We start from the raw sequence: 13,796 nt of genomic DNA on the forward strand, positions 1-13,796 counted from the left end.
TTCCTTAATTAAACCCTTATATTGTTTTTATAACATTCACTGACTTGCTATCTGCTATCTCACCGAAAGATAAAACTTCCAGATCCGGAAAACGACCTTCAATCATTTTCTTAATAAATCGACGGACATCGACAGACGTAAGGAGGACAAGGTCTTTATGTGCAATCAATAAATCATCCAGCTTAAGTGTAATGAGATCCATCAAATTAGCGGAGGCTTCCGGGTCAAGGCTGAGGAAGGTACTGCCAGAGGTCTGACGGATCCCTTTGCGAATAACATCCTCAACTTCAGCAGATACCATTACTGCTCGTAATTCACCGCCATTGGCGAATTTATGGCAGATATAACGCGCCATTGCTCCACGAATATGTTCCACAAGGTTAATGACGTCTTTTTCTCTTGGTGCCCACAATGCGAGCGCTTCCATAATTAATTTCATATTACGCACGGAAACACGTTCGCTTAGCAAACGCTGCAAAACTTCAGATATACGTTGCACCGTGGCATGTCTGAGCACTTCTTTAAGTAAATCAGGAAATTTCGCCTCCAACTGATCCAGCATATATTTTGTTTCCTGAATACCGAAATATTCATTGACGTTGCGCGCCAGCATCACCGCCAGACAATGGTAAAGCTCGTCAAGCGCGTTCCGCAGCACATACCCAAGCTCCCGGAGTTTCTCCCCTTCCTCATGCGTTACCCAGAAGTACTGACTACTCCCTTGCTGATGGGTTGTTGGATTAATGCCAAAGGAAGCGACTTCATCGGAATAATTTACCACTTGCATCAAATCAAAATAGACCGTAAATTGTTCAACACGGATCTCATTAATCAACAATACGATGTTGTTATCGTCCAGGCCCTCACCATCGCGTAACAATACTTCCGGCAGGCGCACGCCATAATCAATAAAGAACTGACTACGTAGACGATCCGCAAGCTGAGCTTTTTCCAAATCTTCACGTCGGCTCTTCGGCACAAGTAATATCAACGGTACGGTCTCTGTAGAGACTTTATCGAGATCGCCAATCAGTCCTAACGACGTCCCTTCTTTTTCCTCAATACTGAGCGGCTGCTCGCCTTTGCTGGTTTTAGGCTTGATTGCGCTACGTTTTGCTTCACGGAATTTAAAATAGAAGAGTACGCTTAAAACTACCGACAAAATAACAAAAACCGGCAGCGGGAATCCCGGCAGAGTCCCCATTGAAATGGTCAGAATAGCCGTAACAACCAATACAAATGGGTTGTTCAACAGCTGCGTCATAATATTCCGCCCCATATTATCGCTATCGCCATTTACGCGAGTAACGATAAAACCGGCACTAATCGCAATTAACAGTGCAGGGATCTGGGCGACAAGACCATCACCGATGGTCAGCATAGTATAAGTAGACAGCGCGGAGGATAAATCCATACCATGGCGGGTCATCCCCACCGAAATACCGCCAATAAAGTTCACAAAGATGATAATGATGCCGGCAATGGCGTCACCTTTAATAAACTTCATCGCACCGTCAAAGGAACCGTAAAGCTGGCTTTCCCTTTCCAGTACGCTTCGCCGTTCGCGCGCGGCATCAGCATCAATAATACCGGCCTTCAAATCGGCATCGATACTCATCTGCTTACCGGGCATACCATCCAGAGAAAAACGAGCTGCGACTTCCGCAACGCGTTCTGAACCTTTGGTAATAACGATAAACTGGACCACGGTGACAATAGAGAAAACAACAAAACCCACTGCCAGGCTATCGCCAATAACGAATTGCCCGAACGTGGCAATAATTTCCCCAGCATCGGCTTCAATCAAGATAAGACGGCTGGTACTGATTGATAATGCCAGACGAAAGAGCGTGGTAATTAACAGTACCGCAGGGAACGTTGAAAAACTGAGGATTCTGTCAATGTAGAACGACCCCATAAACACCAATATCGCCAGTACGATATTCAGCGCGATCAGGAAATCAACCAGATAGGTAGGTAATGGAATGACGAACATAGAAATGATCATCACCATTAGTACCAGAATCAGTAATTCAGGTCGTAAACGAGCACTGTTAAGTAGAGAAAGCAGCACTATAGGTATCCTGTTAATATTAAATTAAGACGGCTTTTCAATAGTACGACGCTGCTCTGCCATTTCATGCTTGTAGGCAATATCAGTCATACTACGTAACGCCATTAACAATTCTTCCTGCCAATATTCTTCATAAAAGAGTGAAGAAGGTATGGCTTTACATACTTGATAAAATATCTGCAAAAAGGATGCATGTTCTTTATGACTAAGCAGTAACGCATTCAAACCTATAATATCGGCTAACAGCGAATCCACTTCATGTGGCTGTTGCAATAGCGAAAGCATCAGTAGTAACCACGACGACTCCTCTGCATTAAACGCTTTGGTAAACGAATACGACAACAATGTACTCACAAACAGTAGATCAGCGGAGCGCAACATTTTAAGTTGCGTCAGGCGTCGTAAAAGCTGGCCAAACTCCAGGCGTGAACAACTGGCGTCATTAGCGTCAATATCGGTTAATAGCGAACCCTCAATAAAATCCAGTACCACCAGTCGACGTTGGTAGCCATAACTGGCTATCCAGTCAGCGTAAATCTCCACTTCATGTGATTCACTCTGGATAAATTGCCGATAGCTGGCGCGTAATAAGCCTGGTTTTAGCGATAATGTTTTCCCAAAAAGCCGGGCTTTCAACGCACAATTAATCCCTGCCTTGAGGGTCTTCGGATCGGTTTGCTCTTCAACGTGCTTGAGTAACGACTCCAGTTTTTTCCGCACGATCTCTTCCAGGTCTTTACGACGAAGCAATTCGCGTAACACAAGGACTAAATCACTGGGATCAGGAAATAAGCTACGCGCCTGACGTAAAAAATCCTCTAACGCGCCGCCATGTACGCTAATTAGCTTTAATATTTGCTTCGCCTTCGGTAAAGCCTCATCCTCCAGCACGCGTTCAAAACTGTTAGATAAATTACTGGATTTTTTTTCATAATCGCGACGGTTACGAAATTGCGCCAGCGCCGCTGACATTTCATCCGTCGACTGGACAAATTTCTGTACTTCCGCCCCTGGAGACGATTCCTCTGCAGCCTGTTGTATTTCCGCCTGTTGCGCATCAGTATGTTGGGTCGCATCCTGATGAGATGTCTGCCTGGACAATATTCTGGAAAATGAAATACCGGAGGTTGAACCAGGAATCATTTAATTGCCTCCTGGCCTCTATCCAGATAAACACGAACCCATTTTTGTAACTTATCATCCCCACTCCAGATACCGCTTTGTTTCAGAATATTGTTTACCGATTCACTGGCGTCCGGCGTTAACGGGTCGACAATTTCTTTTGGTTCAATCATGAATACTCGAACAACATTACTTTTATTCTTACTGGAATAACGGAACAGACCACCAATAAACGGTATTTTTCCTAAGAACGGAATACTTTGGACAGTATCGGTATTCGCATCCCGTGTATAACCACCGACCAGCAAACTTTTTCCATGCGGAACTCTCGCAATAGTGCTAATTAACGTTCGTCCGACTTCGGGTAACGCATCTACAGAGGTGGTGGTATCGGTTTGCGGCGTCTTATCGTTACCATCTTCAATGTCCAGCGACATTTCTATCTGGCCATCTGCGGAAAAACGGGGTAGCACCCTAATCATTGTTCCGTATGTAACATGCTCAAGCGCAACATTGCGCTCCCCAATCAGCTTGGTATAAAACGTTCTGTTGTTATCAAAAATAGCGGGAACATTTTCCTGAGTCAGTAATACCGGGCGCGAAACTACCGTCGCCTGCTTCTTCTCTTCTAACGCATTTACCGCAGCGATGAACCGACTGCCATCCAGAGTACTAATTGAAGACTGGTTTAATGACACGCCAAGTTTGTCCCCGATAGTAATACTACCGCTCCATGAAGTACCCAGACGCTCCAGATCGCTTTTATTAAGATCGACAATCCACAGGGATAATTCTACGTGACGCTTGGCGACATCCAGTGCTTTAACCAGCATTTCGATAAAATGCACCTGCTCAGCCGTTCCTTTTACTAACAAACTATTGGTATCCGGATAGGCCACGATTTTAATATCGCCCGCCGCGGCATTTTGCTTTAAAGCCTCCTGGAGACTCATGCCACCGGAATAATTTGATGTTTTACCTTTCTCTCCATTCGCTGAAAACGCTGGCATCGCCGGGACAGGTTCGCTACTGGCAATATTGCCTAAGGGTTGCTCTTCTCCCTGCAATAACCTTTCAATGGCCGTGGCAATACCGGGGATAACCATTTTCTGATCGCGCAAATTGTAGGTACGATCGCCCACGAAGGTATTGTTCAGACGCATCACCCCTATTTTCTGGCGCCCCAGTTCAATACCATCGTTTTGCTTGTCCATCATGGTGGCGGCGTTAACCACCATATCAACATAGACAGGCGGCCCTGAAACATAGAATGTTCCTTTACGGTTATCGCCACGTAGCGGGTAATTCTTGTTATATAAACCTGAGCGTTTTAGAAAGTTGTTGAATTCATTGAGCGAAACGTTCCGTAAAGAAACGACGGCATTGCGCATTTCACTGGCGTCATAAATATAGATAGCCTGCCCATCGAAATACCAGATCAGCCCTAATTGTAGGGAAAGCTTCTCCAGTAATACGTTAGGATCGTTAAACTCAAAGTTGCCCGTAATTTTTTTTCGTGCCGCCATTTTGCTAACAATGACAGGCTCCTTTAGCTGTAGCGCCATAGCATCGAAAAATGTTCGCAGGCTATCGTCTTTTGCAACAAACCCACTTCCCGTTACAGGTATTTTTTCACTTGAATAACCAGGTGCTACCAGAACAAGCGCGGCACATGCCAGCACTCTGGCCAAAAGAATATGCGTCTTCATTTGTCTGCCAATTGAATAATATTTGATAATTTCCGCGGCGAAACGCCGATCAGCTCTTTGATTTCATTAGAAAAATGTGAAGGCGATGAGTAACCATTATTGACAGCTAATTGGGTGATATTCTCGTGTCCTTCTACGCTATCCAGCAGTGATTGCGCCATACGCCAGTTTCGTAATTCACTCTTCGCTTTTCCGCCTAACGCCCTGCTGCACAAACGACGAAAATGGGTATAAGAAACACCATAGTCTTCTCCTAACATTCTCATCGTGCTGCCGCTTGTTGACTGGGCGAGTAAATAACCGACCAACCAGTAACTCTCACTTTTTCGTAAAAGCGTTAATACCTTGCTGAAAGCCGGAGAGGGCGTAATAATTTGCTGTAAAAACCAGTACTCGCAGCGTTTACGATCTTGCCAAATAGCGCGAAACTCAGGACTCAGCAAAACCCATTTATCGGGTTCAGCGTATGTCGTATCCATCAGTCCTGCGCCATCAATAAACGCCAGTAATTTGCTGAGTACTTCAATTTTTAACGGTCGAAAAATCAGATCTCCTGATACTGGTGCGACAACCGCCTGCTCGATAAAAAGCAGCGCGCCTTCCTGAACCAGGCAGCTTTCATTGTGTTGGCCTTCAGAAAATGACATATGCAGCCTTTGCGCAGAACACGTCTGCATAAACCATGCTTCCGGGCTGCGGATTCTCCGCTTCTCTCCTTCTTTGAGTACTTCCTGTGTATTTAGCATAGTTGTCAGCACCAGTTGAAAATCATTTTAGTATGTAAACAATACCGGGAGCGAGTGACAAAATCCTGATGCAATCATTATGAATCTGATGCCACCCGCTAATTAAATTGACCAGCTCGTACGACACCTTATTATTTAAAATAGAAAATCAGCTCAGAGTATATAAATTCTGGCCTATTATTTCATAGCAGTAAAAAATCAGATAATGTCACCGGCATAGAGAATTAACTGTTTATATCAAGAATTTTTTTTGCTAGCATTCCTGAAAGGCATATTCCCCTTATAACTGTTGTCAGATAACGTTCTGACAGTTGTATTAAAACATTAAGCATCATTCTTCTGTAGCAGGAGTATAATATGAACAAAATTTATAGTTGTCTTCCTATCTTTTTACTGATCGGCTGTGCCCAGGTACCTCTCCCTATCTCCGGGAGTAAACCTGTACAACAGACTGGCGCTCAAAAGGAGCAACAGGCCAGTGCAAATAGTATTGATGAGTGTCTGTCTCTTCCGTATGTACCGTCAGACCTTGCGAAGAATAAAACATTATCAAATCAGAACGCTGATAATTCCGCATCAAAAAATAACACAATCAGCTCAAGCGTTTTTTGCGAAAAATATAAACAAACCAAAGAGCAGGCGTTCACCTTCTTCCAGGAACATCCACAATATATGCGTTCGAAAGAAGATGAAGAGCAACTGATGACCGAATTTAAAAAAGTTCTGCTCGAACCCGGGAATAAGAATTTAAGCATATATCAAACGTTACTTGTTGCCCATGAAAGGCTGCAAGCCTTATAATGTCATACGACCTTTGGCTGAACTCATCATGACATAATTAAGACTACATTTTGCATTGCCACCTAATATCAATATAACTATTATAGTTGTGGTCACTTTTACGGTTGGCCACTTGTCTCTTACGTTGCATTTATCAAACTGTTTTTTGATACAGCAGCGCCTCGCTGCTGCTTTTTTATTTGTGATAAAGAACTGCTTTCCCAAACCCGGGAAAATAGCCGAAACTTATACTGACAATCTATTGTCTGGTATATCGCGGTAAACTGACATCCCCCTCTTTCCCCGCATGTTCGCATTCTTGCGATACCCCATCCACTTTTTGCGGATAACGTTCTTTTTACCTGTGACAGCGTATTGGCTACTAGGCTAGTATAGCGGCAGAAACGTCTCGATGCCTGAAGCGCCCGATAAATCCCATTTTAGCTGATGATATGGTTGCCTTAATTTGTGGGGTTTATCCTTTTGCCAACGTCAAAGGTCCAGGCCGTGTCGGCAAGTCTGACCCGCCCCTCCTTTTATGCAATATATGAGACATAAAGCCAGAATGAATAAAATTTGTTTAAAATTCAAATGATTAATAAGCATACGTCTATGACTGACATTAAAAACCTGGATTTACACACGCCGATGATGCAGAAGTATCTGAGTATATTAATTAACATATTGAAAAACAAAATATTAATAAAACAATATTCTATTAATATACATATAGTATACATAATTTAGATTCTTGCTGTTTCTTCTCAGAAGTGCTTTTTCCTTCATTCCTAACCAAGTTATGTCTTTGATAGAAGGCAAAACAAATTAACCTCAAAGAGAGTACAAAGTGGCAAAAATTAGTTTTCAACTTGCTCCGGTATGGGATGCAGTCATGTCAGTCTATGACATCGACATGCTGGTAAAACATACAGAATCATCGATTATTGCAGCTATCAATGATGTTAAAAAAACCGGAGCGGTAAGCTGTCATGTTGTTGAAGGCGATTATGATGAACAACATAGCTACTACCATGAAACTTATTATTATTTGAGCACATCAGGAGATTCAGAACAGGAGGTAATAGATGAATATTCTCACTTAATATCACAAATGTACAGACGATCAGCATTTATGAATATTTTTGGTCTATTTGAATATCGCATGAATAGATGCAGAGAACTCATGATTGATATCTCAAAAAAGTCAGAAAGCAAAAAAATATCTGAGCAAGGAATATTACAAAAAACACACTGGATGCTTTCCAAAGTTATAAATAACAATGTAGATAGAGCAGTCAACGATGTAGACTATCTAAGAGTAATTAGAAATTACATTACTCATAACAACGGTCATTTACCCGACTTTCATAAAACACTAAAAAAACAAAGTAGGAAAACCAAAAAAGAAAAGTTGATGCTTAAATCAGTAAAGAAAGCAACAGAAGCTGGAGTCCTACAAGTTAATCAGTTTAACGACATTATTCTCAATGAAAATTTCCTTCCATTTGTAGTAAATGAATTTGGTCGTTATTCAAATAAAATAAAAGAATCAATTATAGATTATAATAAAAGAACGGAATCTGCTTGATCATTGCATTCATATAACATGACGAAAGGCCACTTATTTTTAAGTAGCCTTTCCAATATCCCCAGATATGGGGCAAGTAGTATATTAACTGCACATAGTGCAGGAGACGTATGACATAAAAACTTTTCTTATGGCATATTTTATATTTATCTCATATTTTATTTATGTCAATAGGTCCTGATTAAATATTTTTATAATAATTAATCGACAGCTTAATATTATAGCTTCGCTTGTGCAAGCGAAGCTCCTATTGTTCTTTAATGAATAATGCCAATTATAAGAGAAGCAAGGGCTAACTCTGCGAAGCTACTGCGTATGCTTCTTCGGGTTGACCTTGCTTTTCCGCCCTTTGGTTAGAAAAGAAAAAAGAACTCAAAGAGCTTAACTATGACTTATATATTCAACATATTTAAGGTATGTCGTCATATGTAGCCAACTATGCGGTCTATATTACTAATCAAATCTTAAAAACTTTAATTAACTTAAGCCCGACAAAGTAACGATAAAAAATAATAATTTTTCTATTTTATATATACATAGAAGAAGGAGAGTAATACCCTCCTTTTATTATTGCATTACGAACAAGAAGAATTCTACCAATGAGCTGTATGCTCCCAATCGGGATCAACATAAAATGAATCATCAGTACCTTCATATTTACCAATCAAATATAATAGATTAGCTTGTTCTTTTTTTGGACGATACTTAGTCATTTCCCGTAGAGTTATTAATGCTGACTGGATATTATGATATTTCAATGTAAATTCTTCAATAAGTGAGAAAAACTCACAATTTTGAGCATAAAGGCACAAAGTTCCCCTCCACCAGTCATTCTTTAAATAAGGAACTATTTCAATTGATCTATTCTGTAAAAGCTCTAATGATGCTAAATGCTCTTGATATCGTAAATGACCGAAAGAGTAAGTTCCAGATATTGCATCATGAACAAGCATATTGCACGGATCAATTAGCTCTCCTACAGCAGTAGAACAGGTTTCATTGTCATAATTAAAGCTACTATCATTAGCGATGAATTTTATAATATCACTCTTTGTACCTGAACGAAGATTTCGAGAATGCAAAGCATAAGCAATTTTTATTGCTGCTTTTTGCAAAATACTTTGCGATAGAGTCGTTCTACGTATAGCTTTATATGTATCATATACACCACAAAAAAGTTCGAGTCTTTTTGTGAAAATTTCACTTTCACTTCGTGGTATATCAATACCTTTTTCAGCAAGATCACATAACAATGTTGCAAGAAGAGGAGTTTTAACTATTTCGGCAATCTCTTTACCTTTGATGCTTTCAATTATCCGCTCACCAAGAATCACATCATTATTTTTAAACCATGAGGTGATAAATTTATAAAGTTGCTGTTCGCTGAAAGGTAAAAGAGTTATACCTAAGAAATTAACTTTCGAAAGATAACTCACGCAATCTCTACTTGAGATCAATATTTGAATTAAAGGATGCTTTGTTTTAAATTCATTTATAGCATCGATTATACCTGGATATTTGGCATATGCTTCGTCGAGACCATCAAGCACTAATTTGATTTTTACTTCATCAGAAAAATAATTCTTGATACTGATAATATTATCTTGGTTGGACTCCAAATCCTTTGCGGTTAATATAAGCGAAAGTAAAATATCATAATGCCCTATTTTATCATCTAAAGATACATTAATTTTACTCATGTATCTATTTAGTGGGATATAGATAACTTTACTATTTGAGTCACTTAATAGTTTTTTAACGTACATTTGTAATGTTGTAGTTTTTCCTGCTCCAGCTCCCCCAAAAACAGCAATATCATAGCTACTATCAAAAAGCTCAAAAGGCGAAATAGACAGTCCGTCACTGTATTCTTTAGATTTTTTGGTTATTGTTATAAATTTCTTACTATCCTCAACTTTATTAATGAGTATGTCCAAAGCATTAAGTGTTTTTTGCGTATCTGTTAAAAAGAGAGCTAAATCCACACACTCTTTGCTTTTGTTAATATCATATATGTTTTGCTTATAAGCTTTGCACTTACTTTCAATCCATCTATCAATTTTATCATTCTGAAAAATTATAGAAATTTGTGGCTCATCTATATATTCATTTGATAAAACCGTAAGCTCTTGTTTTTGTGAAATAATTTTTTTGATAACTTTTATTGCATTGAGAAATTCAGGGAAAACACTTTGTTTATGCTGTTCTGATACCTTATGTATATTTTCTTTAGAAATAAAATTTTCAATCGCATCGATTTCTTGTTTAGAGAAGGAATTAGAAACGATTTTTTTAAGGATTTTATTGCATTCTATAGCTAAAGGCAAAATCACACTATCGCTACCAAGAGATAGCATTCCATTAATTGATGAATCGATATAGGATACGATTCTATTTATCGATTGAGTATTAGTGGAAATAAGTTGCTGAACTTGGTCAATATCCTTTTTTATTTTTTGATTAGTTTTAGATTTGAACTTTAACATTGCTTTATTATAAGCATCATCTATAACATCACTTGGTTGGGTTAAAGGATAGTACCCTAAAATTTTTTCTAATGAACGAAATACTTCTTTATTCAATAAATCCCATGAACCTTTCGACAGGATAATATTTTCTTTTTTTATGGAGAACGTGCTATCAAGTAATATGTTGCTGTCTATCGTCCCCATAAAAAATGCCAAATCACTGTAACAATTAAGTTCATCAATGGAATATTTTTGATTTAAAGCAGCTATTAACTCTAAATTATTTAATTGTTGCACATCATGTAATTGAAGTTTGTCACTGATTGAAAGTAGATTTTCTAAAAGTAAGGGTTTATATTTTTTGATTAATTCTATGACTTGCGGGCCATCTAAAATTTCAACATTTTTGTCACCAAAACGAAGCTGTTCATGAATTTCAGAAAGTAATCTCTGACTAATCTGAAATGGAGAAGCCAAATAAACATAATCAGGGAGTTGTTCGAATCCATTATGCAATTTTACTTTTTTTGATAAGCACTGTCTTAATTGAAGTATAAGGTCCGAGAGTATATTTTTTTCTGATGTATTTGGTTTTTCACCAATTTTCTTTGTTTGTATAACATATATACATGTCCCCTTCAAAGGAATATCATGTATCGCTACTAAATCTTTCCCATACTCATAAGGGCCACCTACAAAATCCACTCGTGAAAACGACATCGACTCAAAAAGTGGCTTAAGTACATTTTTTGAAAAATCATCCTCTTTTAATGCTTGTATGGCTTTCAAATAGAGATTTAGATTACTGTCGTCATCGTGGCTATACATAGGTTATATACCTTATGCTTGAAAATATTAGTTATAGGCATTTTGCCATAATTATCAAAAGGTAAGAAGAGTTTTGAGTAACTTTTTGCTCTTAGTCACAATAATAGTTATTGTAATGCGATAAATCAAACTCTCTCAGCACGATATAGTATTGCGCAATGTTACAATTAACATATTAAATTAATATATTACTCTTAATAACAACACCGCAATAAAAAACTGATTCCATTTGATATATAATTCATATTTTAACGCGCATTTTATTTAAAAAAATAACAAAGGAGAATGAAAAATAAAACCACTCAACCCTCACAAATTATGTTCCTAAAACACATTAAAATGCAGATATTTATATATTGTACAAACCACATTTTTCAAGTCGCTACAAAAGTTACATTTATGACCATGATTTCTACCTTACCTATTCTCTCGCATATTATTATAGATAGGAAAAATCTAACTATATTCTCAATTTATGCTCACTACTCTTATAGCATGATCAGGAAAGAAATGTTCTAAAGGAGATGGTATTAATAGTGGGCGTATATTAGAAACATGAATTAAATGTGAAAGATTCATACCAGACCCAAAATTATACATTTTAAGTATAAACAGCATGAATCTTAAATCATTTGAGACACTCCTTTACTTGGTGTTTATTTTAACACCATTATACACTTGACGTTTTATTATTATCTTTTATATATAAATCATATCATATTAAAATTTAGGTATTTCTATGCATTATAATCACCAAAAACAACAGCCAGATTTAACAAAAACATCTAGAAGAGGAAAGTTTCATACTGGACGACTACCAGAGGATGAAATCAGATCATACTGTGTAAGTGTCAGATTAAATAAAAATGAGTTATCTATTTTAGAAGAAAAAAGAGGTTCTTATAAAAAAGGAGAATGGCTCAGGATGGCTTCGCTGAATAGGCTTCCTTTGGTATTACCAGAGATTAATAAAAGTGCATGGGTAGAGCTCGGTCGCCTTTCGCAAGACTTAAATCGCCTGCTGACCTACCTCAATAGTAAAAGTCCAGACAGCGATCCAACCCTGACAGAAATGCATGTAATCAAACGGCAGGTGCAGACACTTCGCACTCTTCTACTCCCCTCAATTTTTTGGAGTAATACAAATGAAAGGCATGCAGAAAATCAAGAGAGGTAAGCATTTTACTGGAGTAGTGATCTATGCACTTGAACCGGCTTCACACCACAAAACTGATCCCAAGGTTGTTGGTGGCAATATGGCTGGCAACCATATCGTTGACCTTATTCGCGAGTTTGGACAAACAAAAATTTTACGACCTGATATCAAAAAACCGGTATGGCACAACTCTCTTCGCTTACCGCATGGAGAAAAATTGTCAGAAGCACAATGGGCAACCGTAGCCGACGATTATATGTCTCGTATGGGTTTTACTGATACACATCTTCGTTGCTATGTTCTTCATAATAATGAGGCTGGACAGCATATTCACATTATGGCCAGTCGTATTGACATTACTGACGGAAAGTTGTATCTGGGAAAAAATGAGAACCTTATCAGCACTCGAATTATCAGTGAGCTGGAAAGAATACATGGTCTCACAGAAACAGCGACTACTTCAAACCGACGAGCTCAGGGCATAAAGAAGCTTTCGCGCAACGAAAAGATGCTCTCTGAACGAACGGCAACTCCCTGCCCAAAAGTCGCTTTGCAAACTTGCATCGATAATGTATTAACCAATCGCCCAGATTTGTTATCGTTCATTCAGCAACTGGAACAAGTGGGTGTAACCTGCCAGCCCAACATTGCTTCGACGGGCAAAATGAATGGTTTTTCATTTGAATTTCAGGGGATTGCCTTCAAGGCTTCACAGCTTGGGAAAAGGTATGCCTGGTCAAATATTCAGACACTTATTGATTACTCGCCTGGACATGTAAAACTACTTAATACAGGATCTAAATTTGCTCCTGCTCCTTGTAAACAGCCAGAAGCACAACATCCCAGCAGAGAAACTATTCTCGATAAACTACTGCAACTCGACGAGCAAGTCAGAAATGAAAGGGAGAATGAACTTGCCCATACCATCCAATTGAACCAAAAACTACGCTTTACGGCCCATCAGATATCCAGACAACACCAATCCCACTTCCAGGTGTGGCTTCCATTTCTTAGCAGACTCATACAACTGCTCAGACAGTTGGGTAGTTCTCTGTTGTATGCGACCTCTCGTCCCTTTAGACAAATCTATCATCTTCACTTACTTGCACACAACCCTGAGTCTTTTGAAAAATTACCTTCAGAACAATCAGTTAGCAAAACTCACGGCTACAAGTCACATCACAAGTAGTTCACAAATTTAATTTAGTCAATAAATTATTGATCGTTTATACAGATCATTATTTTAATTATGATAGTTAATACATATCACATGATAATCATCGATCGGTACAAGCAATTTTACTAAAGAGAATTATTCATCGAGA

Annotated in this window: 9 protein-coding genes; 4 read left to right on the forward strand and 5 right to left on the reverse strand. The window is 38.6% G+C overall.

Annotation, left to right across the window (positions count from 1 at the left end; translation table 11 throughout):
* Positions 1 to 16: 16 nt before the first annotated feature.
* From invA to invF, 4 genes are read right to left on the reverse strand one after another with little or no spacing between them, the layout of a single operon-like run.
* On the reverse strand, positions 17 to 2,074 hold the full coding sequence (gene invA / locus F4V72_RS01270; protein ID WP_136058052.1) for a type III secretion system export apparatus protein InvA: 2,058 nt from the start codon (positions 2,072 to 2,074) through the stop codon (positions 17 to 19).
* 24 nt (positions 2,075 to 2,098) lie between these two features.
* Positions 2,099 to 3,217, reverse strand: a complete 1,119-nt coding sequence (gene invE / locus F4V72_RS01275; protein WP_023249326.1) for a type III secretion system gatekeeper InvE — start codon at positions 3,215 to 3,217, stop codon at positions 2,099 to 2,101.
* Positions 3,214 to 4,905 carry a type III secretion system outer membrane ring protein InvG gene (gene invG / locus F4V72_RS01280; RefSeq protein ID WP_053529377.1) on the reverse strand — a complete coding sequence of 564 codons (1,692 nt, stop codon included), beginning with the start codon at positions 4,903 to 4,905 and terminating at the stop codon, positions 3,214 to 3,216. Before invG ends, invE begins: the two co-directional genes overlap by 4 nt.
* Entirely contained in the window at positions 4,902 to 5,552 is a 651-nt protein-coding gene (invF, locus tag F4V72_RS01285; RefSeq protein ID WP_023249324.1) for an AraC family transcriptional regulator InvF, read from the reverse strand. Before invF ends, invG begins: the two co-directional genes overlap by 4 nt.
* Positions 5,553 to 6,008: 456 nt before the next feature.
* Between invF and F4V72_RS01290 the strand changes: the two genes are divergently transcribed.
* Positions 6,009 to 6,452 carry an invasion lipoprotein InvH gene (locus tag F4V72_RS01290; RefSeq protein WP_023249323.1) on the forward strand — a complete coding sequence of 148 codons (444 nt, stop codon included), beginning with the start codon at positions 6,009 to 6,011 and terminating at the stop codon, positions 6,450 to 6,452.
* An 826-nt stretch (positions 6,453 to 7,278) separates the two neighbouring features.
* The gene (locus F4V72_RS01295) at positions 7,279 to 8,019 is read left to right on the forward strand and encodes a hypothetical protein (RefSeq protein ID WP_139386940.1); all 741 of its coding nucleotides are present in this window, start codon (positions 7,279 to 7,281) and stop codon (positions 8,017 to 8,019) included.
* Positions 8,020 to 8,612: 593 nt separating this feature from the next.
* On the opposite strand, the gene F4V72_RS01300 is transcribed toward F4V72_RS01295, so the two are convergent.
* Positions 8,613 to 11,315: an NACHT domain-containing protein gene (locus F4V72_RS01300; RefSeq protein WP_150342420.1), complete on the reverse strand. Its 2,703-nt coding sequence runs from the start codon at positions 11,313 to 11,315 to the stop codon at positions 8,613 to 8,615.
* Between the two features lie 739 nt (positions 11,316 to 12,054).
* Here F4V72_RS01300 and F4V72_RS01310 point away from each other — a divergent pair.
* Both F4V72_RS01310 and F4V72_RS01315 read left to right on the forward strand, forming a co-directional pair.
* Positions 12,055 to 12,492, forward strand: coding sequence for an ATP-binding protein (locus tag F4V72_RS01310; RefSeq protein ID WP_150342421.1), 438 nt, complete (start codon positions 12,055 to 12,057; stop codon positions 12,490 to 12,492).
* Positions 12,461 to 13,660, forward strand: a complete 1,200-nt coding sequence (locus F4V72_RS01315) for a relaxase/mobilization nuclease domain-containing protein (RefSeq protein ID WP_136058047.1) — start codon at positions 12,461 to 12,463, stop codon at positions 13,658 to 13,660. Before F4V72_RS01310 ends, F4V72_RS01315 begins: the two co-directional genes overlap by 32 nt.
* Positions 13,661 to 13,796 lie beyond the last annotated feature (136 nt).

The sequence above is a fragment of the Salmonella enterica subsp. diarizonae genome, assembly GCF_008692785.1.
In the GTDB taxonomy this organism is placed as follows: Bacteria; Pseudomonadota; Gammaproteobacteria; order Enterobacterales; family Enterobacteriaceae; genus Salmonella; species Salmonella diarizonae.

Excerpts from the sequence above, each read along its gene's own strand:
- F4V72_RS01290 (WP_023249323.1), top strand. The coding sequence starts at position 6,009 with ATGAACAAAATTTATAGTTGTCTTCCTATCTTTTTACTGATCGGCTGT.
- F4V72_RS01310 (WP_150342421.1), top strand. The coding sequence starts at position 12,055 with ATGCATTATAATCACCAAAAACAACAGCCAGATTTAACAAAAACATCT.
- invG (WP_053529377.1), bottom strand. The coding sequence starts at position 4,905 with ATGAAGACGCATATTCTTTTGGCCAGAGTGCTGGCATGTGCCGCGCTT.
- invE (WP_023249326.1), bottom strand. The coding sequence starts at position 3,217 with ATGATTCCTGGTTCAACCTCCGGTATTTCATTTTCCAGAATATTGTCC.
- F4V72_RS01300 (WP_150342420.1), bottom strand. The coding sequence starts at position 11,315 with ATGTATAGCCACGATGACGACAGTAATCTAAATCTCTATTTGAAAGCC.
- F4V72_RS01315 (WP_136058047.1), top strand. The coding sequence starts at position 12,461 with ATGAAAGGCATGCAGAAAATCAAGAGAGGTAAGCATTTTACTGGAGTA.
- invF (WP_023249324.1), bottom strand. The coding sequence starts at position 5,552 with ATGTCATTTTCTGAAGGCCAACACAATGAAAGCTGCCTGGTTCAGGAA.